This window comes from Lysobacter sp. ISL-50, from assembly GCF_018612875.1.
GTDB lineage: Bacteria > Pseudomonadota > Gammaproteobacteria > Xanthomonadales > Xanthomonadaceae > Lysobacter.
Window position 1 is genome coordinate 219025 of record NZ_JAGGRI010000017.1, and the last position, 20703, is coordinate 239727.

Annotated in this window: 15 protein-coding genes; 11 read left to right on the plus strand and 4 right to left on the minus strand. The window is 64.5% G+C overall.

All coding sequences use genetic code 11. The features are described from left to right. The first annotated feature begins 255 nt into the window (after positions 1 to 255). The 5 genes from J7J50_RS10945 (at position 256) to J7J50_RS10965 (ending at position 6023) form a co-directional block, all read left to right on the plus strand. Complete coding sequence (locus J7J50_RS10945; RefSeq protein ID WP_215055912.1) at positions 256 to 1524, plus strand: urate hydroxylase PuuD; 1269 nt, start codon at positions 256 to 258, stop codon at positions 1522 to 1524. Continuing rightward, the gene (locus J7J50_RS10950) at positions 1514 to 2473 is read left to right on the plus strand and encodes an aromatic ring-hydroxylating dioxygenase subunit alpha (protein WP_215055913.1); all 960 of its coding nucleotides are present in this window, start codon (positions 1514 to 1516) and stop codon (positions 2471 to 2473) included. The genes J7J50_RS10945 and J7J50_RS10950 overlap by 11 nt, the downstream gene beginning before the upstream one ends. Before the next feature lie 69 nt (positions 2474 to 2542). After that, positions 2543 to 3583, plus strand: coding sequence for a urate hydroxylase PuuD (locus tag J7J50_RS10955; RefSeq protein ID WP_215055914.1), 1041 nt, complete (start codon positions 2543 to 2545; stop codon positions 3581 to 3583). Beyond that, positions 3580 to 4944, plus strand: coding sequence for an MFS transporter (locus tag J7J50_RS10960; protein WP_215055915.1), 1365 nt, complete (start codon positions 3580 to 3582; stop codon positions 4942 to 4944). Before J7J50_RS10955 ends, J7J50_RS10960 begins: the two co-directional genes overlap by 4 nt. A gap of 98 nt (positions 4945 to 5042) precedes the next feature. Beyond that, positions 5043 to 6023, plus strand: coding sequence for a Rieske 2Fe-2S domain-containing protein (locus J7J50_RS10965; RefSeq protein WP_215055916.1), 981 nt, complete (start codon positions 5043 to 5045; stop codon positions 6021 to 6023). 131 nt (positions 6024 to 6154) lie between these two features. Here J7J50_RS10965 and J7J50_RS10970 read toward each other — a convergent pair whose 3' ends face one another. Together J7J50_RS10970 and J7J50_RS10975 are read right to left on the minus strand one after the other, a co-directional pair. Then, positions 6155 to 9466, minus strand: a complete 3312-nt coding sequence (locus J7J50_RS10970; RefSeq protein WP_215055917.1) for an autotransporter outer membrane beta-barrel domain-containing protein — start codon at positions 9464 to 9466, stop codon at positions 6155 to 6157. Positions 9467 to 9900: 434 nt separating this feature from the next. Then, positions 9901 to 12552 (minus strand): winged helix-turn-helix domain-containing protein, encoded by a 2652-nt coding sequence (locus tag J7J50_RS10975; RefSeq protein ID WP_215055918.1) that lies wholly within the window; start codon positions 12550 to 12552, stop codon positions 9901 to 9903. Positions 12553 to 12644: 92 nt separating this feature from the next. Between J7J50_RS10975 and J7J50_RS10980 the strand changes: the two genes are divergently transcribed. The 4 genes from J7J50_RS10980 (at position 12645) to J7J50_RS10995 (ending at position 16372) form a co-directional block, all read left to right on the plus strand. Then, positions 12645 to 14123, plus strand: a complete 1479-nt coding sequence (locus J7J50_RS10980; protein WP_215055919.1) for a SulP family inorganic anion transporter — start codon at positions 12645 to 12647, stop codon at positions 14121 to 14123. A 297-nt stretch (positions 14124 to 14420) separates the two neighbouring features. Further along, the gene (locus J7J50_RS10985; protein WP_215055920.1) at positions 14421 to 14783 is read left to right on the plus strand and encodes a metalloregulator ArsR/SmtB family transcription factor; all 363 of its coding nucleotides are present in this window, start codon (positions 14421 to 14423) and stop codon (positions 14781 to 14783) included. 44 nt (positions 14784 to 14827) lie between these two features. Then, positions 14828 to 15853, plus strand: coding sequence for an ACR3 family arsenite efflux transporter (gene arsB, locus J7J50_RS10990; protein WP_215055959.1), 1026 nt, complete (start codon positions 14828 to 14830; stop codon positions 15851 to 15853). A gap of 27 nt (positions 15854 to 15880) precedes the next feature. Next, positions 15881 to 16372, plus strand: coding sequence for an arsenate reductase ArsC (locus J7J50_RS10995; protein ID WP_215055921.1), 492 nt, complete (start codon positions 15881 to 15883; stop codon positions 16370 to 16372). 280 nt (positions 16373 to 16652) lie between these two features. Here J7J50_RS10995 and J7J50_RS11000 read toward each other — a convergent pair whose 3' ends face one another. Together J7J50_RS11000 and J7J50_RS11005 are read right to left on the minus strand one after the other, a co-directional pair. Continuing rightward, positions 16653 to 17261, minus strand: coding sequence for an OmpA family protein (locus J7J50_RS11000; protein WP_215055922.1), 609 nt, complete (start codon positions 17259 to 17261; stop codon positions 16653 to 16655). After that, positions 17258 to 17812, minus strand: a complete 555-nt coding sequence (locus tag J7J50_RS11005) for a hypothetical protein (RefSeq protein ID WP_215055923.1) — start codon at positions 17810 to 17812, stop codon at positions 17258 to 17260. The genes J7J50_RS11000 and J7J50_RS11005 overlap by 4 nt, the downstream gene beginning before the upstream one ends. Positions 17813 to 18148: 336 nt before the next feature. Here J7J50_RS11005 and J7J50_RS11010 point away from each other — a divergent pair, with 336 nt between their 5' ends. Continuing rightward, positions 18149 to 19285, plus strand: a complete 1137-nt coding sequence (locus J7J50_RS11010; protein ID WP_215055924.1) for a PQQ-dependent sugar dehydrogenase — start codon at positions 18149 to 18151, stop codon at positions 19283 to 19285. Positions 19286 to 19714: 429 nt separating this feature from the next. Beyond that, complete coding sequence (locus J7J50_RS11015) at positions 19715 to 20653, plus strand: VacJ family lipoprotein (protein ID WP_215055925.1); 939 nt, start codon at positions 19715 to 19717, stop codon at positions 20651 to 20653. The last annotated feature ends 50 nt before the right edge of the window (positions 20654 to 20703 follow it).

Here is a 20703-nt window from a genome sequence, read left to right on the forward strand (position 1 = left end):
ACAGCGGGCGAGCGTCAGGTACGGATGCCGAGCCCTCGCGCGAGCCCGAGCCCCGCTCGAGTCGCGGTCGGAAACTACTCGATGCGTACGCGACGGAACCGGGGCTGAGTGGCGCCGTAGCTCGCGCGGCCCGCCTACCGCCCTCTTGATCAGGACGGAACCATCGGCGGTGCGGTCGATTAACCACCCTCCCAAGCACCAGGACATGCGAAGCAAATTTTGTGGCGATCGTCAGGAAGGCGAGGAGATTCCGCAATGACAGGCACATTGCTCGATTTGGCAGCCGATGCGATTCGTTGGCTGCATGTGCTCGCCGCATTCGCCTGGCTCGGCGCCGGGTTATGGATAAGACGCCTGACGCTACGGGCGAGACCGCTCCTGGATCAGCGGTCGGAGCTGGAGGTCTGGGACACGCACAGCCTGTCGTTCTGGCGGACCGAAAAAGTCGCCGCACCTGCTGCGGCCGAGCTGGATGGCCTGGTCTGGTCGTTCAATCAGATTCGATGGCTGGTCGGGACCGGCGTCGTGCTGTTCTGCCTGATCTACTATCGGCAACCTCTGGCCTACCTGGTCGACCCAAGCATCGCGCGGCTGTCGGCCCGTGAAGCGATCGCAGCCTCGATACTCGGCCTGACGGGCGCGCCTGTTGTCAACGAGCTCGTTAATCGCATACCGCTGCATTACAACACCCTGTACATGACCGCGTCCGTCGCTCATGTCCTTGGCTGGGCATGGCTGTATGCGAACCTGTTCTCCCAGCACGGCGCCATGATCCAGATTGGCGCCATGATGGGCATGGTGATCGCCTTCAATGTCCTGTGGTTCCTCTATCCGAGGATGCGCAAGGCGTTCAACGCGGCGCTAAGGGGCGAGAAGCCGGATGCCGTCGATAAGCAACACTGGGATCGACGAGGCCTTCATTCGTACATCACCATGGCTGTCGTCTTCCTGATGCTTTCCGGCCACATGGGAAGTCTCGTGCGCGCCAACGGCCATCCTTTCCTGACCATTGCCACCGTACTGGCGTTGAGCGTGGCTGCTCGATGGGCACTCGACGCCACCCATCGCAACGGCGGGGTCATGCCGATGGAGATCCGCTGGATTTCCGCGATTGCGATCGTGGCGCTCGGGCTGATGCTGACCTGGATGGCATTGCCGCGGACTCCAGCCGAACAGGTCGCCGCTCTCGCTCGTACCCACGTTTCAGCAGGCGGTGCCGCGCTCCCGCCCAAGCCCTCAAGCGCGAATTCAATCCCGAGTCCAGCCGCGACGGGCGAAGCTCCATTGCGCGCGGATGCGATCGTTCAACGACGCTGCGCGGTTTGCCATGCCGCGCGACCCAGCTTCCCTGGCGTGGCCTCACCCCCGCGCGGAATCGTCTTCACCTCTGAAACCCTGCCGCTTTATGCGGGCCTGATCGCTGCGGTGGTGCAGAGCGAGCGCATGCCGCCCGGCAACGCCACGGACATGCAGCCGGACGAGCGCAAGGCGGTGACGCAATGGGCGACCGACCATGCACGCTGAGCTGCTCCGCTATTGGTATCCGATAGCGCGCAGCGAAGACGTGCGCGAACGTCCCGTCGCCGCGTCGCTGTTGGAGACCGATCTCGTCCTGTATCGGGCCGATCATCAGATCGTGGTGGCCGTCGATCGTTGCCCGCATCGCGGCATGCGGCTCAGCTTGGGGCAGCATCGAGATGGCGTGTTGATATGTCCCTACCATGGCCTGGAATTTGGACAGGAGGGGCGCTGCATTCATCTGCCGGCACATCCCCGCCTCGCGCCATCACAGCAGTTCAAACTCGCCACTTATCCCGCGGTGGAACGTTACGGTCTGGTCTGGACCTGTCTTGGGGACTCGCCGGCGCCGTTTCCGGAACTGAACTCCGATTGGGACGATCCAGCATTTCGCAAAGTGACGCCCGATCCAGTGCCGATCGCCGCCAGTGCGGGCCGGCAAGTGGAGGGCTTCATTGACGTGGCGCATTTCGCGCATGTGCACACCGGTACGTTCGCCGACCCTGCCAACGCGGCGGTGCCCGCGTACTCAGTCGAAGTCGACGAAGATGGGTTGCGTTTTGATTACTGCAGCACGGTCTCGAATTACGCCCTCGGAAGTGGAACGACCGCGCGGGACTTCGTATGGCGTCGAAGCTTCGAGGTTCGCCTTCCGTACCTGGCCCACCTGACAGTGCACTTCCCCGGCGGGCGCCTGAATATTTTGAACGGCGCCAGCCCGGTGGCGAGCGATCGTGCCGTGCTGTTCTCTCCGGTGTGTTTCGATTTCGAGATCGGCACCGACGAGGCGGTCAAGGACTTCAACGCCCGCATCTTCGCGGAAGACCGTCTGATGGTCGAGAACCAGCAGCCGCGCCATCTTCCGTTGGCGTCCGGCGACGCTTCCTTCGCCGCGGACCTCGCATCCGTCTATTACAGACGGCTGTTGCGACAGATGGGGCTGTCCACCGCATGAGCAGCGCTTCCCCATTTCTGGCGAATTCTCGGCGTGGATCGAAGTACTGATGGGCGCCAATGCAACGGCATGGAACACCTGCCGGATTACTCGGTGGAGACTGACGTGATTGATGCTTTGATCGATTTGACGACCGATATCGCACGTTGGCTACATGTGCTCGCGGCTGTCGCCTGGATGGGATTTGGCTTGTGGCTGCGCAGACTGGCGATGAGGGCCCGCCCATTGGTCGACTCGTCGGCGGAGCTCGAGGTGTGGGACACGCATAGCCTCGGATTCTGGCGGACCGCAAAAATCACTCAGCCACAAGCATCCGATATCGAAGGGCTGGTCTGGTCTTTCAATCAGATTCGCTGGTTGTTCGGTACGGGCCTGCTCCTGTTCGGCCTGATTTATTACCGGCAACCGCAGATTTACCTGCTCGATCCCAACGATCCGTCGCTGTCATCCCGCGCGGCGATCGCCCTTTCGCTGGCCGGATTGACGGGCGCTGCGCTGATCAATGAAGCGATCAATCGTATCCCATTGCGTCGCAAGGCCATCTACAATTTCGCGTGCGCCTTCCACCTTCTGGCCTGGACCTCGCTCTACGCGAATCTGTACTCGCAGCAAGGCGCGATGATCCAGATCGGCGCGATGCTGGGAACCACCATAACAACCAACATACTGGGTTATCTCTATCCGGCGACGCGTGAAGCGACGGCCGCGCTGATGCGGGGCGAACGACCCGACCCGACCAGGAAGCAGTATTGGGATCGGCGCAACCAGCACTCATTTCTCTTGCCCGCTGTCGTCTTCCTGATGCTTTCCAGCCACATGGGGAGTGTCATAAAGGCCAATGGCCATGCGTTTACTACCATCGCCGCGGTACTGGTCCTGAGCGTGGTATCGCGCTATGTACTGGAGAGTATCCATCGCAACAGCGGCACCGTGCCACCGCGACTTGGTTGGGTAGTCGCCGCCGCCGCGTTCGCCGTGGCGATGGCATTGGCATGGTTGATAGGCGACCAGAGCGGCGCCAATCTTCAGGCGCTGGCGGAGGCAACCTTCAACGCTGCCGATGCCGCCGCGGCGGTCGCGACGATTGCCTCGAACTCACCCGCGTCATGAGCGCCTCGCGTATATCGCGACGCGTGTGGTCGATCGGGTTAGTGACCGGCATGGGCGGCATGCTGGTGATGCTCGACGCAACCCTCGCCGCGCTCGCCCTTATCGCTGTCCAGGCGGATCTGAACGCACCTGTGGAAGACGCGCAATGGGTCGTTTCCAGCTATCTGATCTCGATGGCCGTTTCGCTGCCGGCTTCGGCATGGTTCGGTAACCGGTTCGGGCACGGGCGCATCTGGAGCGTTGCGCTGGTCGCCTTCGTTGCCGCGTCGATCGGGTGTGCGTTTGCGGCCAGCCTGGGCGCGCTGATTGCCGCTCGTATTGCTCAAGGGCTGGCTGCCGGAATCATGCTTCCGACAGGGCACGCCATCTTGGTAGGAGTCGCCGAGCGCGACCAGTTGGGCCGCGTCCTCGGCGTTGTCGGCACCTTGATCAGCTTGGCCGCGGCAATCGGGCCGGGCATAGGGGGCTGGTTGGTTGACGTCGCCTCGTGGCGCTGGCTGTTCTGGATCAATGTGCCGCTGGGAGCGGCCGCCGTAGTGTGGGCGGCGAGGGTGATGCCGAGGGGCGTCGCCCAGTTCGGCCTTGGACTTCCCATGGGCCAGCTTTTCCTCATCGTTACCGGGCTACCTTTGGCTCTGTACGGCGCCTCGGAGATCACCTCTCGCTATCCGGCCGGAAACGGCTGGCTGTATATCGGCGCGGGCGCCACGCTTCTGGCCCTCTTCATCGCGGTTGCCCGTACGAGCAAGTCGTCGCTCCTGGCGCTCGACTTGATGCGAAATCGCCAGTTCCGCGCGTCGTCGCTGCTGGCCGTTGGAAACAGCGCAAACCTGTTCGGAGGGCTTGTGCTGTTCCCGCTGTACTTCCACGCCAAGCACATGAGCCCCACACAAATCGGTGTGATGTTGGTATTCATGGGGGCCGGAACGACATCCGCACTGTACCTCGCCGGCAACTTCGTAGATCGCTGTGGCCCGCGGCCGGTCGTCCTGGCCGGAGCAGCCATGCTGGCGGTGTCTGCGGCGCCGTTCGCCCTGGTACCCGTGCCATCCGACATCGCTGCGGTGTTTATGTTCGTGCGTGGCATCGGGCTGGCCTGGACTACGAACCCGACCACCACGGCCGCTTATGCCGCGGTGGACCGAAAGGACATTGGCGGCGCGGCCACGCTGGTCAACACCGTGCAACGCGTAAGCGGCGCGCTGGGCGCGGTGGCGGTGGTTGCATCAATAGGATGGCTGGACGGAGGCGAGGGCCGCGGCGAAGTTCGCGCAATGGCAATCATGGTGGTTTTGCCGGTGCTGCAGGCCTGGTGGGGAACCTATCTGACGGGATATCGCGCCATGCGCGAACCGGGTTAATTCTTTCTGTGGTCAAGCGGCACGCTGCCGGAGCGCTACTGACAGAACGGCTGCGTCCGCGGCGACGCCAAATTTGACCGGCTGCAATCGGAGGCTTTATGGGCTACCCGCAGAACATCATGGATTATTACTATCCAGTCGCCAGATTACAGGACCTCGAAGCGGCCACGATGGAAGGCAAGCCCCTGGCGGCAGTGTTGCTTGGCAAACCACTGGTGATCTATAAAATTCAAGGCGAAGTTGTAGTCGCCGATGACCGCTGCCCGCATCGGGGTGAAATGCTTTCCGCGGGAGCTGTGAGTGAAGCAGGGTTGCAGTGTCCCTATCATGGTTTGCAATTCGCCCATCTCGGGGCATGCGCCAGAATTCCAGCTCATCCCCAAGTGCAAAACTTGAAGAGGTTCGATCTGCGCTCCTATCCGGTCGTCGAGTTTCATGGGCTGCTGTGGACTAACCTTGGAGCAGGTGCGTTTTACGACCTTGAGCTTGGGGGCGCAGGGGAAAGCCAGCGGCTGGTGGTAGCGCCACCGGTGAACGTCAATGCTTCCGCTGGCCGGCAGGTTGAAGGCTTTATGGACATTTCACACTTGCCGTTTGTGCATCGGGCCACCTTCAGCGAATGCAGTGCCGAGGCCATGCCGGCGTATAACGTTGAACCATTTGATGGGGGCTTTGGTTTTGAGTACAGCAGCTCGCTTGGGAATTATCCATTTGGTTACTCGTCGCCAAAGGATTTCATATGGCGTCGCGCCTACAGGATTCATGCGCCTTTTATCGCCATCCTGGATATTTATTTTCCGGACGGACTGTTTACCATCTTCAATTGCGCGTCCCCCGTCAGCGAGGAGCAGTGCGTCTGGTTCTATCCTATCCAGTTCGATAGATCATTGGGGCTGGGCTCGGATATGGATGTCAATGCATTCTCGCAAAAGGTGCAGATGGACGATCTTGCTGTGGTGGAGAGGCAACGTCCCAGATATATCGATCTGACAAGTGACTCTGAGCAATCCTTTGGCGCAGATTTGGCATCCACTGCCTATAGGAAAATGTTGCGGAACCTTGGCCTGGTCAAAGCCTGAGCTTCCACGACATCGTCGGATTGTTGAGATCAATGGGCGCCACTGAAGCCCCGGGATTCTGACGGTCCACTGACGTAGCTGCGCAGGCCACGGGCGGACTCATGACGTCGGCGCGGAAATGCCGGCCGAGATTACCAACTGTGCCGCAATCCCGCCTGGATAGCCCAGTGTCGCTCCGTTTCAACGCCCGTGGCGCCGGACGCTTCAAAGAACAGCGCGGTCTGCTTGTTGCCGAAGCCGACATCGCCGCCAAGCATGAACTCGCCGCTCGTACCTTTCCGGTCGGCCGTATCGGGAGCAATGCTGCCGCCATCCTTGGAGGCGACGATGTCCAGGTTGTCGCCGAAAGAGTGCAGCGCCGACGCTCGCGCATAAATATTGCCATCCAGCCGCGCGCCCTGCAGCCTTCTCCCCAGGGCGATGCCGACCCGCGCGAATGAGGTATCCAGTTTGTCCTGGCTGATCCGCACACCGTTGCGAGTGGTGTGTTCGCTGTCGCGGATGGCGCCCAGCGACAGGCCGAACTGGGGTTCGATGTAGTAGGACTTGGCAAGCTTGAAGGTGCGACCGCCTTCGGCGTACAACTGGCCCGCTTGGGTGCGGTATTTGCCGACGATGTCGCGGCCTTCGATATCGCGTGCGGCGTATCGGCTCTTCAGCGACGAGGCGCTCGCCCCGAGCAGCAAATAGTTGCCATTGTCGGTACTCCAATGGCCATAGAGCCCCAGCGTGGTTCCGCTCAGATCGCCCCTGCCGCGCACGTAGTCCGCGGTCGAGCGGACCTGTCCTGCGCTGAAGCCGATGACGCCGGTGCCGGTCCCCGGCGCGAAACTGCGATCTGCTCCGATGGTCATGCCGCTGTAGTTCTGGCGATAACGACGCGAATACGCGGTCTTCGCCGTGATTTCGCCGGCATCGGCCTTCGCCCATACCTGGCCGTGATCGGCGTCGGTGTCGCGCAGTTGATTGCGCACGTGCTGCAGCGAGCTTTGCGCGCTGACCTTCCACAGATTGGCGAGGCTGTCGGCGGCATCGGCTGCTGTCAGCACGGTCTGCGATGGCAGGATTCCGATGCTGGTCCCACTTCCATTGCCGTTGCCGTTGTTCGCGCCGCCTCCCGGGTTCCCTCCAGTGCCGCCCCCTGTGTTCCCCCCGGTGCCTCCTCCCGCGTTGCCCCCGGTGCCGCCCCCCGGATCGCCGCCGGGGTTACCGCCGGGACTACCACCAGGGTTGCCGCCGGTACCGCTGCCTGTTCCCACGATCTTGAGGCCGGTCAACACGATCTTCTTGCCGTCAGCGGCCAACGCCACCTGCGGCGTGTAGGTGAACTGCACCAGATCGTTTTCGTAGGTGCCGCTCCATCGGCCATCCAGGCCGGTCGCCGCCGAGAACGCGGCGGTCCCGCCCGCGGCGGCGCTGGCGTCGACGATGGTGATCGGCGCAGTGGCCGCGATCGACCTGCCGTCGCGAATGGCCGCGGCGTTGACCCAGGATGTGTCGTCCAGCACCGGGTCGTAGACGATGCCCACGCCCTGCGTGCCGCTGGCGGAGAAGTTCTTGATGCCGCTGCCGAAAACGATCTGGTCGGCGGTGGCGGTGCCGGACTTGCCGGTGATGTCGCTGAGCAGCATGAACCGGGCGCCGTCGGCCAGTACGACGCTGGCGCCGGTGCCGGTATTGCTGCTGTCGACGAGCAACCGGCGATAAGCATGCGCCGGCACCGCGCCGGGTTCAAAGCGGCCCCAGTGTCCGGCCATGTCGATCGCGCCGTTGCTGCCGATGGTCAGCGAGCCTGCGCCGAAATCGTTGCTCAGCGTGCCGGTGCCCTCCGGAATCCACGCGGCGCCGCCGGAGAACGCCAGCTCGGTCCTGCCGACGCTATATCCCCCATCGGTCCGCCGGCCGACGACGCCGCCGCGCAGCCACGAGTCGGCGGTGTCGAATTCGATATCGGCCGAGCCGACGCGGCCGTTGGCGGCATCGGATGCGGTCAGGATGTCGCCGTCGAGTTGCACCTTCTGCCCGCCGGCCTGATTGACGGCGACGCTCGCGTTCTGGATGTCGAGCGGCACGCTCCAGATCGAATACGCCGCGCCGGCACCGGTCGCGGCCGTCGACACGGTCAGGCCGCCGGCGACGTTCACGGTGCCGAAGTTGCGGATGCCGTAGACGTCGCAGCCGTCGCAACCGGAGGCGACGGCGAACGACACCGGCGCGGTGGGCGAGGTGAAGTTGATCGTGCCGGTGCTGACCAGGCCGTAGGTTTCCGCCCGCGAGGCGATGTCGACGTTCACGGCGCCGTTGTACGTCATCACCGCACCGGGCGAGCGGTCGTTGCTGAGGCCGGAGGGATTGCCGAACGGCACGTAGCCCGTGCTGCTGCGTACGCGCACGTCCACGTCGCCGTGCCAGATCATCCGCGCCGAGCGATGGGTGTTGGCGATGCCGTGGGTGGAGCGCGTGCCCTCCACGTTGACGCTGGCGTCGCCGGCGACCTCCATGAAGCCCTGGTTGCGCACGCCGAACGCGGTCGAGCCCTGGGCGACCGTGGTCAGCGACAGGTCGCCGTTGACCACCAAGCGGGTGTTGACGTTGTCGTTGTAGATGGCATGGGCGTTGTCGCTGGGCCAGATCGACAGCGCCGAGATGGCGGTTTTGCCATTGAAAGTGATGTGGCTCCCGTCGGAATTGTAGACCGCATCCAGCGTGCCCCGGCTTTCGGCGAGGATGGTGGTCGGGCCGTTGAAGACGATGTTGCTGCGCCCCATGGCCCAGACCGCGCGCGCAAAGCCCTGCGTGCGGGCGTGGAAGTCGGTGGCGCCGTTGAACACCGTGGTGCTGCCGCCGCGTCCGATCACCGCGTGCGCGCCGTTGCCGAGACCGCCGCCGTGATCCGTGTCGCGGGCGTTGGCGGAGATCCGGGTGTTGCCGTTGACGGTGACCGTATTGCCGTCGTTGAGGATGCCGACCGCCAGCCCGCGGTTGGTGCTTTGCGGGCGGTTCGCGGACAGGTCCAGCCAGCCGCCGCCGGCTACGTCCACAACGACGGGCGGGTTGCCGCCGGCGATGGACATCGCGAGCACATCGCGGTCGACGCCTTCCAGCGCCACGCTGTCGCCGTCGGCGAAGCGATAGTGCAGCGCCCCCTTGCCGTCGGTCGTAATGTCGTAACCGGGGTCGTAACCACCGCTGCCGCCATCGCGATCGTTGTCGGCGACGCCGGTGACCGAGCCTTTGTAGTCGGTCGCCTGCACGACGGCGGGCCGCGCCATCGCCCCTGTCACCAGGGCGGTGACGACGGAAAAATACAGCGTCTTGCGGCGGCGTTGGGCGAGATCGCGCTCGGCTTGCTCGCGCGCGTTGTCGATGATCGATTGCTGCCACAGAAGCGGCAGGCTCGAAAGATCTTCGTTGCCGCGCGCGGCGGAGCACGAATAGGACATGGGTTTCCTCGGATGGTGTTCAAAAATGGCTGCATGAGCGGCCAAGCCATCCGACGGAGCGCGCCCGGGCATGCTCAAGCGTGCGGGCTGGCCTCCCGGCTCGCGTGGAGAGGGCGGCCAAGTCAGCCCCACTCGATGTTCCCGCCACAGCTTGACCTCGACCATGGCGGCGGCGCATGCATCGCAGGTGCAAGATTCATGCAAGGTGCGTGGGCAGTTGCCGATTGCATGAGCGACAGCACGCTTGTGCATTGACGAAGGTCACGCCGCGCAGGATCGGCCGTCGCTTGCGGCGCCGGCCTGCTTTGGCAGGAGCGCAGCCAGGCGCGGCCGCCGCTTGCGGCAAGCCAGGTCGCGCCCAAGTGCGTCCCCGCAGGCATGCCACCGGTTTGCCGTGGGGTTGTTGATTCGCAAGAGGCCGGCTTGACCGACGTCTACGGTAGCCGGCGTTCTCCAGCCAGCCGTCTCGCCCGCTGCTCTGCCGCACGCCCGGCCTCGACATCGCCCAGCGCCTGATGCAGGCGCGCCTGCACCCAGGCGGCGCGCATGTCCTGATCGGCCCAGGCGCCGATACGGCCGCCGATCACGCCCGCCTGGTCGAGGCGATCGGCTTCGATCAACGCGGGCGCATAGGAGTAACCGACCGCCACCAGCCATTCCGGCACGCCCAGGTGTTCGGCGCTGGCCATCGCTTCGGCGTAGCGGCGCAGCGCCGGTTCGAGCCGGCCTTCGGCCAGGTCCTGCTCTGCTTCCATCAGCAACGCACCGGTGCGCAACCAGTCGTCGGGTGCCGCATCGGTCCAGGCGCGCAGGCGCTCGACCTCGCGCCGCGCGGCATCGAGTCGGCCCAGGCTGCGCAAGCCGCGGATCAGCACCATCTGGTTGCTCAGATATTCGCGGCGGTCGCCTTCCTCAAGCACCGGCGCGGCCACCTGTTGCGCCAGCCGTACCGCATCGTCCGCCAGCCCTCGTTGCAGCGCGATCCGCGCCAGCAACGCCTGCGCCTCCGTGCGCAAGGCCACTTCCTCGATCGGATCGGCTTCGGCCAGGATCAACTCGGCCAGGGTCGAGGCTTCCCGCAGCCGGCCGTTCTGGGCCAGCACCCAGGCGCGGCAGATGCTGCGCCCCCAGTCGCGGGTGAATTGCGGCGACCAGAAGCGGTCGGTGGTCGCCAGTGCCTGTTCGAATTCGAGCAGATTCTCCTGGATCTCGGCGGTCGCGATCAGGGTGTTGGCCAGGTCGCTTTGGGCGCCGACTGCCTCGAAACGGCCGGCGGCACGCTGCAGCAGCGCCAGCGCGGTGCCCGACTGGCCGCGTCGACCCGCGACCACGCCCAGGCGCTGGTCGGTGCGGGCGATCTCGCGGATATCGCCGCTGCGGACAAAGGCCAGCCGCGCCTGGCCCAGATCCGCCACCGCCTCGTCCAGGCGCGACAGCGTCAACCGCACCCAGCCGCGCAGCGAGTAGATATTGCCGAGTGCGTCCGGCGCGTTGTGGCCGCGCAACAGTGCCAGCGCTTCGGTCAGCACGCGTTCGGCCAGGTCGTACTCGGCGCGGTTGGCGTGCAGCCAGGCCACCGATGTCAGTACGCGCGCCCGCAGCACCGGGTTCTTATCCGCCGGAAGCTGCTTCAACAGTGCGTTCAATCGTCGCTCGCAGGCTTCGCGATCGCCGCGATCGCAATCGACCCTGGCGGCGATCAGCGCGACTCCGGGCTGCCGCCGCCATTGCGCCGGAGCGCGTTGCAGCAGTTCCAGCGCCAGCGGCAAGCGTCCCGCCAGCCGCGCCGCGGCGACTTGTTGCAGCAATTTTTCCGGGTCCGCCGGCGCGCGGCCGCCGTCTATCGGCGGCGCGTGTCCCAGCGCGACCAGCAGATCGTCCGTGGCCAGGCGTGCCGCGACCAGAACATCGTCGGCCTGGGCCTGAGCGCGCAAGACGCGGCCCTCGTTCGGATACGCCGCCAGACTCACCCGCCAGGCGTTACCGATGCGTTCGACCCGCGGCTGCACGCGCAACGAGATGCCGAGCCGTGGATCGGCGGCGGCGCGGGCCGGGTCTTGTTTCCAGTGGGTCGATAACGCCAGCGCCGTCTCGCTGGGCACCGTCGCCAGCGCGCCGAGCCGTAGCCGGTTCGCCACCAGATCCATCAGCCCCAGACGCAACCAGGCCCAGTCTTCGGATGCGTCGATTTCGGCCGGCATCACCCATGCCGTGTACGGCTCCGCGGGAGGCGTCGGGCTCGGAGTCGGCGGCGATCTGGTTGCGAACACGACGATAAAGGACACGGCCACCAGCAGCGCCGCCATCGGCCAGAGCCAGCGCGACCGCGGCGGTTGCTGTCGGGGATTTCGCGGCTGCGTGCAATCCGGTTCCGCGTCCGATATCGGTTCTTTCGCAGTGGCGACGGCCGCGGCAACGTCCGTTTCCTCGATCGCGACATCGGCGACCCAGCGAAAACCCAGTCGAGGCACCGTGCGGATACTGTGCTGATCGCTGCCGCTATCGCCGAGCACTTGGCGTAAACGCACGATGGTGTGCGCGAGCGTGGATTCGCTGACATCGGTGCGGCCCCACACGGCGGAAATCAGCTCGTCGCGGCTGACCGGACGATCGCGATGCTCGATCAGATAAGCGAGACAGTCGAGGGCGACCACGGCCAACGCCACCGGCCGGTCGTCTCGAAGCAACTCGCGCGTATGCGTATTCAGCTCAAAACCGCCGAATCGATAGCTTTTTTTCCTTATCGACATTGGCCGCCTGAGTTTCTTCCCGATAGCCGCACGGCGCGGAACGCACGCACGGCGCCGGGCGAGTCTATACCAGCCACTTGCGACGAGCACCGATGCGTATCGCTCGGAGCTCGGTACATCTTTGCTTGCCACTAGGAGAAGAGCGAACTTGCGCCCGCCGGCCCAAAGCGGACATCCGGCTCTCGACGTCGCTTCGCCATGGGGCCGTCGCCGATCTCTGCCGCCGCGACAGCCTGAGCTCACGGCTTCGAGCGATTGAGCAGACAGACTGCAGCTCGATAGAATGCGCGGCCTGATCGGGCGCTGCTCCGCACGAATGGCGCCACCCTGACCCAAAGCATCCGCTGGACCGCCTTGATCGGCGCATTCCGTCGTGCCTCTCTATGATCCCGCAAGGCGCGCCCGCTCGGTGCGCGTGGAGTGTTTCCATGTCCGTCTCCTATTCCCTGCGCGAGCAGTGGTTCGGCAATGTCCGCGGCGACCTTTTGTCCGGCCTGCTGGTCGCGCTGGCGCTCATTCCTGAAGCCATCGCGTTCTCCATCATCGCCGGCGTCGACCCCAAGGTCGGCCTGTATGCCTCGTTCTGCATCGCCGTGATCACCGCGATCGCCGGCGGCCGGCCGGGCATGATTTCCGCCGCAACCGGGGCCATGGCGCTGCTGATGGTGGGCTTGGTCAAGGACCACGGCGTGCAATACCTTTTCGCCGCCACGATACTGACCGGCGTCCTGCAGATCGGTGCGGGCGCATTGCGGTTGAACGCCTTGATGCGCTTCGTTTCCCGTTCGGTGGTGACCGGCTTCGTCAATGCGCTGGCCATCCTGATCTTCCTGGCCCAGTTGCCGGAACTGATCGGCATGCCGTGGACGGTTTATGCGGTCTGTGCGGCAGGCTTGGCGATCATCTACCTGCTGCCGTTGGCGACGCGCGCGGTGCCGTCGCCTTTGGTCGCCATCGTCGTCTTGACCGCGGTGGCGATGGGGCTCGGGCTGGACATCCGGACCGTCAGCGATATGGGCCAGCTACCCAGCGAACTGCCGCGCTTCCTGCTCCCCGACGTGCCGCTGACCTGGGAGACCTTGCGGATCTTGCTGCCGGTGTCGGCGACGTTGGCCGTGGTCGGCCTGCTGGAGTCCCTGATGACCGCGCAGATCGTCGAGGACATGACCGATACGCCGACCCACCGTCGCCGCGAATGCGGCGGCCAAGGCGCGGCCAACATCGTTGCGGGCCTGTTCGGCGGCATGGCGGGCTGCGCGATGATCGGCCAGTCGGTCATTAACGTGACTGCGGGCGGGCGCGGTCGCCTGTCCTGCCTCGTCGCCGGCGTGGTGCTCCTGCTGTTGGTGGTCTATGCGTCCGAGTGGGTCGGGCGCATTCCGATGGCGGCGCTGGTAGCGGTCATGATCATGGTCAGCATCGGTACGTTTCAGTGGAAGTCGATCGCCGACCTCAGGGCGCATCCGGCGAGCGCGTCGATCATCATGATCGGTACGGTCGTCGTCACCGTCGCCACCCATGACCTCGCCAAGGGCGTGCTGACCGGCGTGCTGCTGACGGCGCTGTCGTTCGCCCGCCGGGTCAGCGCGATGCTGGAAGTCGACGATCACGAGCGCGAGGACGGCGTCCGCGTCTATTCGGTGCGCGGCGAAGTCTTCTTCGCCTCCGCCACCCAGTTCGTCAACAGTTTCGACTTCATCCACGCGGCGAAGACGGTGGTCATCGACCTGACCGCGGCGCACTTCTGGGATCTGAGCGCGGTCGGCGCGCTCGATCGCGTCGTGCTGAAGCTGCGGGCGCATGGCGCCGAGGTCGACGTCGTTGGCCTGAACCACGCCAGCGAGACGCTAGTGGAACGGTTTAACCAGCATCGGGACAAAAACTCGACCTTGAACCTCGGCCACTGACCGCCATCGAGTTGGCGGGCGCGCGCTCCTGGCCGACAACGGACATCGACTCGCGGATCAAGCTCTTCGTAGGGAAGAGCCGATGCCATCGTAGTTCCCTGATGCGCGCGGAATCTGCGGGCCTCGCGGAACGACGGCGGTCGGTGGCGATGCGGCAGCGGAAGCGGCGGCGACCTCCCTGCCTTCCGACCGCCCTTGCGTTCGTTGTGGCGGACGGTCGGGTAATCGCTGCGATCGCGGACCATAAACGGCAGGCCGAACGGTTGACAGCATCATCGTTTCGTTTATTCTAGAAACATGGAAATGCAAAATGCAACCATCGCCTTGGCGGCCCTGGGCCACACAACCCGCTTGGCGATCTTTCGTTTGCTGGTCGAGGCCGGCCGCGACGGCCGCATGGCTGGCGATATCGCCGAGGCGCTGGCCCTGCCCGGTGCGACGGCGTCGTTCCACTTCAAGGAACTCAGTGCCGCCGGCCTGATCCAGGGTGAGTCGCGCGGCCGGTTCATTTGCTACACGGCGAATTTCGATGCCATGAACGGGTTGATCGAATTTCTAACCCGTAATTGCTGCGGTAACGACGCATCGCAATGCGTGCCGGCGATCTGCCCTCCGGCTCAGGCGAAGCCAGTCAAGCGCAAGGGGGCGGTCGCGCAATGAGTGCCACAGTTGAGGCGTCCGCCGATCAGCCGCTGTCGCGTCGGATGGGCTCGTTCGAGCGCAACCTCACTTGGTGGGTGCTCGCTTGCATTGTCGTCGGTACCGCTCTGGGCTATCTCTTCCCAGGGCTGTTCGCCACGCTTGGTGCGGCGCAGATCGCCAAGGTCAACCTGCCGGTAGCGGTGCTGATCTGGCTGATGATCATCCCAATGCTGCTGAAGATCGACTACGCCGCGATGGGACAGGTGAAGCGGCATTGGCGCGGCATCGGCGTCACCTTGTTCGTCAACTGGGCGGTCAAGCCGTTTTCGATGGCGCTGCTTGCCTGGATATTCATCCGCCACGTCTTCGCCGGCTATCTGCCCGCCGAGCAACTCGATTCCTATGTCGCCGGACTGATTCTGCTGGCAGCGGCGCCATGCACGGCGATGGTCTTCGTCTGGAGCAACCTGTGCGACGGCGACCCGGAGTTCACCCTCAGCCAGGTCGCGCTCAACGATCTGATCATGGTGATCGCATTCGCGCCGATCGTGGGGTTGCTGCTCGGGATTTCTTCGATCGCGGTGCCGTGGCCGACGTTGATGCTGTCGGTGGGTCTGTACATCGTGGTACCGGTGCTGATCGCGGCGATCCTGCGCAAGGTCGTGTTGTCGCGGAGCGGTGAGGCGGGGCTGCAAGCGCTCCTTAAGCGTCTAGGGCCGATTTCGCTGGGTTCGTTGCTGCTCATGCTGGTGCTGCTGTTCGGTTTCCAGGGAAGGCAGATCGTCGCGCAGCCGGCGATCATTGCGATGCTCGCGGTACCGATCCTGATCCAGGTGTACTTCAACTCCGGCGTCTCGTATTGGCTCAATCGCAAGCTGGGGGTCGCGCATTGCGTGGCAGGGCCGTCGGCACTGATCGGCGCCAGCAATTTCTTCGAACTCGCAGTCGCCGCGGCCGTAGGCATTTTCGGCGTGCATTCCGGCGCCGCGCTGGCGACGGTGGTGGGTGTCCTGGTGGAAGTGCCCGTGATGCTGTCGGTGGTCCGCATCGTCAACTCGTCCAAGGGCTGGTATGGCGCCCGCGCCTGATCAAGCAGCACGTCTCCCGGAGCACCAATGAACGGCCAGTACAACGTCTTGTTTTTATGCACGGGCAACTCTGCCCGCAGCATCATCGCCGAAGCGGTGGCGAACCAGTTGGGTAAGGGGCGCATCACTGCCTACAGCGCGGGGAGCCAGCCGCGGGGCGGGGTGCATCCTGTCGCGATCGAGGTTTTGAACAAGGCCGGGTTACCGACGGCTGAACTGCGCAGCAAGGCGTGGGATGAATTCGCCAAGCCTGGTGCGCCCGAGATGGATCTGGTCATCACGGTATGCGATCGCGCCGCCGGGGAAAGCTGCCCGATCTGGCCGGGGCAGCCCGCTACCGCGCATTGGGGGATCGAAGATCCTGCCGATGCCATGGGATCTCCCGAGCATATCCAGAAGGCTTTCACGAATGTGATGCTGCTGTTGCAACACCGCATCTCGCTCCTGCTCGCGCTGAAGGTTGAAGCGCTGGATCGATTGGTGATGCAGACGGCGGCCCGGAAGATCGGAAAGGACTAGTTACGCGGGATCGGGATCGATCCCCGGGATCAGCGCACTTCCAACTGCCCGAGTTCGAATCGGTCTTCTCACGCCGGGGAATACTGGGAGTCGGCCAGCTATATCGAGAGCAACGACGCCATCGGCGAAGCCGTGGATGACGCCGCCGCTGACCTCATGGCGCGTGTGAATGCTCCGGGCAAGGGGGGGCTGTCGCGGCGGCGGTTGATAATTGTTCCGGGACTTGAATGCCCCCGGCTTCTTGCGGAGCCGGCAATTCTGGCCCCTGATGCTCAAGAAACTACTCTCGCGAGAGGATGGCTTCTACACGCCGATTCTTGGCGCGACCGCCCGAGTCATCGCTGCCGTCTGGGCGTTGGTTGGGGGCGACGGGATCGGCTTCGCCGTAACCGGCGGCCTGGAGGCGTTCGGTCGGTACGCCGTTTGCGGTCATCCACGTTTTCACCGCGTCGGCGCGACGCTTGGACAGGCCGAGGTTGTAGGCGTCGTCGCCTTTCGCGTCCGTGTAACCCTTGAGTCGTACCGTGCCGTGGGTCTTGCCGATCAACGCCGCAAGCGTGCGCAAGTTCTCTTCCGCAGCCGGCAAGATGTCGGCTTGGTCGAACGCGAACAGCGTGTCGGCAGGCAGGGCGACATGGATTTCGTGGTCGCGGATTTCGCCGCCGAGGGCACGGACAAGGCCCTGCAATTCCGAGACTCGGCCTGTCAGTCCGCTTACGTTGCCGCTCAGTGCGGACCCGCCGTTGCGCGCCGGAACGGCAGGCGTCGTTGCAGGGGCGGTCGATGCAGCCGGTGCTTGCGTGGCCTGCTGCGCTGCGGGCTGCTCGCGCGTGCAGCCGGGCGCGAACAGCGCGAGCAGCGCGACAATGAGTCCGGCAATCCGCTTCATCGGTGCACGGTCACGCCGTCGAACGGGCCGACATCGGGAATGTTGATCGAAACGGTAGCGGAACCGGCCGGAGGTGCGGGGAACTTGAACCACACCGCCGCTTGCGAGCCGCGATTGATGTCCAGACGCAGCACTCTCCCGGTGGGAGCGACGGGAGAGGCCATCGGTTTGCCAGTGTCGTCTCTGAGAACGCTGTAGCGCTGCGATGTGCTGTCATCGACAACACTCACATCCTCAATTTTCTGATCGATGAAAAACAGGTTCTTGTCAGGGGCGGGTTTCACCTGGAACTGCACGGTAAGCAAATTGCCGGTGACCGTGGCTTTGGTGAGATCCCATTGCGAGCCCTGCGGGCCGGACTGAGTGGCCATCGGCGCAGATGCGACGGCGGACGCGCGATCTGGCGGGGCGATGGTTGGATTCGCCGCTTCCGGTGCGGACGCCGGCGAGGTGGCAGGCGGCGTATTTGCGGTCTCGGCGGGAGGCGTGGGCTGCGAGCACGACGCCAGCGACATGGCAACGACAAACGTGGCAGTACGGGGAATCATCATCGATCCGTATCCGGCGTCTGGGAGTCCGATAATAAGCGCCGCGAGCAAACCAGGGCAACCTGGCGCGTGGCCTGCGGAAGGTCCGGACGCAGACGTCGTCAACCAATCTCGTCACCGCTATTGGTTCGCCTTTCGCAGGCATTTTCTCGATCAATCGCGTAAGTCCTTCTATTCGCTTCCTTCTCAGGGTGCCGGGCCATTTCTGCAGAGGAGATTCGGATGCCTGTCATATCTGTACGGTGACGCGTAAGGGCGGCATGCATCGCATTTAATTATTGCTGTGGACGCTAACGCGAACCTGGCGCAGAATCGCCGAATATCACGTCAGGTGGCGCAATGGCACATTCGATGCTTTTCGCGTTGGTGCTGGCGGCGGGGACGCCGCTTCCCCAGGTCGATACCACGGCCGTCGCCACGGGCCTCAAGCACCCCTGGTCGATGGCCTTTCTTCCGGGCGGCGATTTTCTGGTCAGCGAAAAGCAGGGCGGTTTCGTCCGGGTCGCCGCGGATGGAACGAAATTTCCGATCGCGGGCATGCCGTCGGATATCGACAATGTTCGGCAAACGCGAGCCGATAACAGCGGCCTGTTCGACGTCGTGCTGCATCCGGATTTTGTTCAGAACCGGCGGCTCTATTTTTCCTATGCCTCCAAGGATTCGACCGGATCGACCACTCGCTTGTCCACGGCGCGCCTGGTGGATGATGGACTTGTGGATATTCAGGTGCTGTTCGACGCGACTCCACGTTCCAGCGAGCGCTTCCACTACGGTGGCGGACTGCTGATCGATCGCCATCGTCGGCTGTATCTGACCGTGGGCGAACGTCATTACCACGAACGCGACAATCCGCCGATGCCATCGGCGCAGGACCCTGCCAGCAGACACGGCAAGGTCTATCGATTCGCGCTCGACGGTCGGCCCGCCGCTGGCAATCCCGATTTTGGCGCCGATGCGGTTCCTGGACTCTATGCGACCGGCATTCGCGCGGCTCAAGGCCTGGCGCAAGGTCCCGACGACGATCGCATCTGGATGTCCGAACACGGTCCAGTGGGCGGCGATGAGATCAATATCCTGCGGCCGCGCGCCAACTACGGCTGGCCGGTGAAGACAGCGGGTGTCTATCGCGATCGTGAGTACGCTCCCAACTCGCTGCCCGGCGCGATCTACACCGCTCCTGCCTGGATCTGGAAAGATCGCACCGTAGCGCCGACCGGTTTGACGGTGTACAGCGGGTCGCAGTTTCCCCAGTGGCGCGGCGACCTGATCATGACAGGCCTCGGCAGCGGCCACCTGATGCGCGTCGACCTCGATGGCGAACGCGTTGTCGGCATCGACTATCTCATCGGCGGCATCCGGTTTCGCAATGTGAAGCAAGCCGCGGACGGCAAGCTTTATGCGTTGACGGACGAGCCTGAGGGCCGAATCCTGCGGTTGGAGCGAAAGGCGTCCACGGAAACTTCGCGACCCCAATAGCGATTGCATGCATTCGCACCGATGACTGCCCGCGGCCAAGCGGACATCGAAAGCCCTGCGGACCGAAGCCGTACTGTCATCAATAGGCGACCGGGAGGCTTCGGCAATTACCCCGGTGTCTGGCGTAATCGCTTCAGCGCTTAAAGGCGCTTATGGATAGGCCGATCCGATTACGTCGGTGTGCATCCGAGGCGAGACGGAAAGCGGCCGGAGTTTGCCTGTCGGCCGAGTTAAAGGAACCGGCCGTCGGAAGACCCGAGCCCACACGAAACCGAAGCGCATCCATCGCCTCGGCCGCGGGCCGCCCGACCAAGGGCATCCACCTCTGGATTTGCCGCCGCGACGGCGACATTGCGCCGACATCGCCAATCCATAGTGCGGCACCGCCCGGATCCGGCTGCGAGCCGGGGGCAGGCCCGGATGATCGCGATGAAGACCCTTCAATCTGTACTGCTCGCCTCAGCAGTCCTGGCGTTGAGCGCTTGCGCCGGCCAGTCCGCGAATTTGCGCGCGTCGGGGCCCGCGCCCGTTGAGGCAGCGGTGAGCCTGGCCGTCGAGCGCGAGGCGCTGGCATCGCCGGCCGAAGGCGAGCCGTCCTCGATCGCGCCGCTCGCGCGAGCGCGGATACCGACCCAACCCATCGAACAGGCGAGCGCGGCGACAGTGGGATACGGCGCGGATGTTCGCCGTGACGAAGCTCCTGACGAATCCGCGGAAGCCGAAGAGACCGCCGCGGCGCTCTATACGGGCGCGGCGGTCCGAGATCCGTGGGAGCGCTACAACCGGCGCATCCATCGCTTCAACAGCGCAGTCGACAAGCGTGTGCTGCGTCCGCTCGCAGTCGGCTACGCCAAGGCGATCCCGGCGCGGGTGCGGTCGGGCGTGTCCAACTTCTTCGGTAATCTGGGCCAACCGGCCACGGCGATCAATCAAGCGTTGCAAGGCCGCCCCGTACCCGCGTTGAAATCGCTGGGGCGCTTCGCCGTCAATACCACGCTGGGCATTGCCGGAGTGTTCGATCCGGCGGCGTACATGGGGCTGCCCGAACACGACGGCGAAGACTTCGGACAAACGCTGGCGAGTTGGGGCTGGCGCGACTCGCGCTACTTGGTGATGCCGTTGCTGGGACCGCGTACGGTCCGCGACGCCGCCGCCATCGTCGCCGACCAGCGGCTTTCGCCGTTGGCCTACCTCGGCGACAGGGGGGCTGCGAGCGCCTTGCAACTGCTCGAGATCGTCGACGGCCGCACCCAGCTGATGCCGATGGACCGAATTCGGCAGGAGGTGTACGACGACTACACCTTCGTGCGCGACGCCTGGACGCAGCGCCGACGCCATCGGATCGACGAGCGCGAAGCGGACGACTGAAGCGCCGCGACATTTGCGCGACGCCTGCCTTCCATCCTGCCCCGAGCGTT

Excerpts from the sequence above, each read along its gene's own strand:
- J7J50_RS10965 (WP_215055916.1), top strand. The coding sequence starts at position 5,043 with ATGGGCTACCCGCAGAACATCATGGATTATTACTATCCAGTCGCCAGA.
- J7J50_RS10985 (WP_215055920.1), top strand. The coding sequence starts at position 14,421 with ATGGAAATGCAAAATGCAACCATCGCCTTGGCGGCCCTGGGCCACACA.
- J7J50_RS11015 (WP_215055925.1), top strand. The coding sequence starts at position 19,715 with ATGAAGACCCTTCAATCTGTACTGCTCGCCTCAGCAGTCCTGGCGTTG.
- J7J50_RS11000 (WP_215055922.1), bottom strand. The coding sequence starts at position 17,261 with ATGAAGCGGATTGCCGGACTCATTGTCGCGCTGCTCGCGCTGTTCGCG.
- J7J50_RS10950 (WP_215055913.1), top strand. The coding sequence starts at position 1,514 with ATGCACGCTGAGCTGCTCCGCTATTGGTATCCGATAGCGCGCAGCGAA.
- J7J50_RS10980 (WP_215055919.1), top strand. The coding sequence starts at position 12,645 with ATGTCCGTCTCCTATTCCCTGCGCGAGCAGTGGTTCGGCAATGTCCGC.
- arsB (WP_215055959.1), top strand. The coding sequence starts at position 14,828 with ATGGGCTCGTTCGAGCGCAACCTCACTTGGTGGGTGCTCGCTTGCATT.
- J7J50_RS10960 (WP_215055915.1), top strand. The coding sequence starts at position 3,580 with ATGAGCGCCTCGCGTATATCGCGACGCGTGTGGTCGATCGGGTTAGTG.
- J7J50_RS11010 (WP_215055924.1), top strand. The coding sequence starts at position 18,149 with ATGGCACATTCGATGCTTTTCGCGTTGGTGCTGGCGGCGGGGACGCCG.
- J7J50_RS10970 (WP_215055917.1), bottom strand. The coding sequence starts at position 9,466 with ATGTCCTATTCGTGCTCCGCCGCGCGCGGCAACGAAGATCTTTCGAGC.
- J7J50_RS10955 (WP_215055914.1), top strand. The coding sequence starts at position 2,543 with ATGGAACACCTGCCGGATTACTCGGTGGAGACTGACGTGATTGATGCT.
- J7J50_RS10995 (WP_215055921.1), top strand. The coding sequence starts at position 15,881 with ATGAACGGCCAGTACAACGTCTTGTTTTTATGCACGGGCAACTCTGCC.
- J7J50_RS10945 (WP_215055912.1), top strand. The coding sequence starts at position 256 with ATGACAGGCACATTGCTCGATTTGGCAGCCGATGCGATTCGTTGGCTG.
- J7J50_RS11005 (WP_215055923.1), bottom strand. The coding sequence starts at position 17,812 with ATGATGATTCCCCGTACTGCCACGTTTGTCGTTGCCATGTCGCTGGCG.